Below are 1,357 nucleotides of genomic sequence, written 5' to 3'. Positions count from 1 at the left end.
CGGCGGCACCAAAGTCAGCATCTATTACGATGCCCTGCTGCCCGGCGGGGCCAGCGTGGTCGCCGAAGTGCAGCGCGGCGACGGCGGCCTCTGGAGCGTCGCGCCGATGGTGGCGAGCGCCGTGCTCGACGGGGACCGCATTGAGTTCCGTCATGAGATTGACGATTTCGCCCACGACAACACGCGCGTGCGTCTGACCCTGAGCGGTACGGCGACGGCCGGGCCGATCGTGAAGAACCTGAGGGTGGCGATCATATGACGGACACCGTCACCCCCTGGGTCGGGCTGCCGCTGCCCCATCAGGACAACACCCTGGAATATGACCTGCCGCGGCTGCGCGCCGCCCTGACCAGCATTGACGGGTTGCTGCACCTGCTCGATCAGTTGACCGTCTCCGACGATCCCCTCCTGGGGACCATGCAAGGGCTGGTGAACGCCGCGCGCGCGGTGCGGGCCGACTTGCTGCAGCTGGTGCCGGCCAGTAGCACGGCACTAGCGTATAACCTCGACGGCACGATCAGCACGCTCAGCGAGACCTTGCCGGACGCGGTCGTGCGCGTGACCACCTACACCTATGACCCGACGACGGGTGACGTGCTGACCGTTACGGTCGCGGTCGCCGGGACCACGTACCGCACTACATACACTTACAGCGACGGGGCCTTGGTCTCGATGCTGCGCGAGGTCGTGCCGTGAGTCTTGACGCACCCATTTACACCGCCGTGCGCGCGCTGTTGCTGCGCCTGACCCCCGAGCGCTATGCCAAGCTCGACGCGCTGGACGCCGCGATCACCAGCCGCGCCCCGGCCGGCAGCGCGCTCTCGACCGCGACCTGGACCGCGCCGCGCGCGGCGGCGCTCGACACGGTTCCCGTGAGTTACGCGCACTTCGTTACCCTGTTCGGGTCGGCGGAGACGCTAAACTTTCTGGTGGCCGATGCGGCCTTGACCCCGGCGAGTTTCGCGACCTGGGCCGAAGGCGCGGGCGCCCTGGCGGAGTTGACGACGCTGCTGTCGCAGCCCGCGGCGGCGGTGATCATTGGCACGCCCAAGGCCGTCACGGCGCTGGCGGCCCACGCGGCGGCGATGGACAGCGTGGCCGCCAGCGCGGTCGCGATGACCGCGCTCATTGCCAGCAGCGCGGCGATGGCGACCGTGACCGCCAGTGCCACCGCCATGACGGCGTTGTGCGCCAACCCGGCCGCACTGGCGGTGCTGCTCGGCAATCGCCGCTCGCTGGACGCCATCGTGGCCAGCACGGTCGCGATGACGGCGGTATGCAGCAATGCGACGGCGCTGGCACGCGTGATGACGGATGCATCGGTGATGACCACGATCACTGCCAGCAGCGTGGCAAT

At 68.9% G+C, this 1,357-nt stretch carries 3 protein-coding genes; all 3 read left to right on the top strand.

What is annotated here, in order from left to right:
* Window positions 1-259: hypothetical protein (locus tag A39O_RS0110890; RefSeq protein WP_026199316.1), on the top strand; the 259-nt coding region annotated here is incomplete at its 5' end.
* Window positions 256-696, top strand: a complete 441-nt coding sequence (locus tag A39O_RS0110885; protein WP_020504691.1) for a hypothetical protein — start codon at window positions 256-258, stop codon at window positions 694-696. The genes A39O_RS0110890 and A39O_RS0110885, both read left to right, overlap by 4 nt.
* 26 nt (window positions 697-722) lie before the next feature.
* A partial coding sequence (locus A39O_RS0110880) for a hypothetical protein (protein WP_211211568.1) occupies window positions 723-1,357 on the top strand: 635 nt, incomplete at its 3' end.

The organism is Lamprocystis purpurea DSM 4197, from assembly GCF_000379525.1.
Lineage (GTDB): Bacteria > Pseudomonadota > Gammaproteobacteria > Chromatiales > Chromatiaceae > Thiodictyon > Thiodictyon purpureum.
Note: the sequence above shows the minus strand (reverse complement) of the source record. Positions and strands in the feature narration are given on the sequence as shown.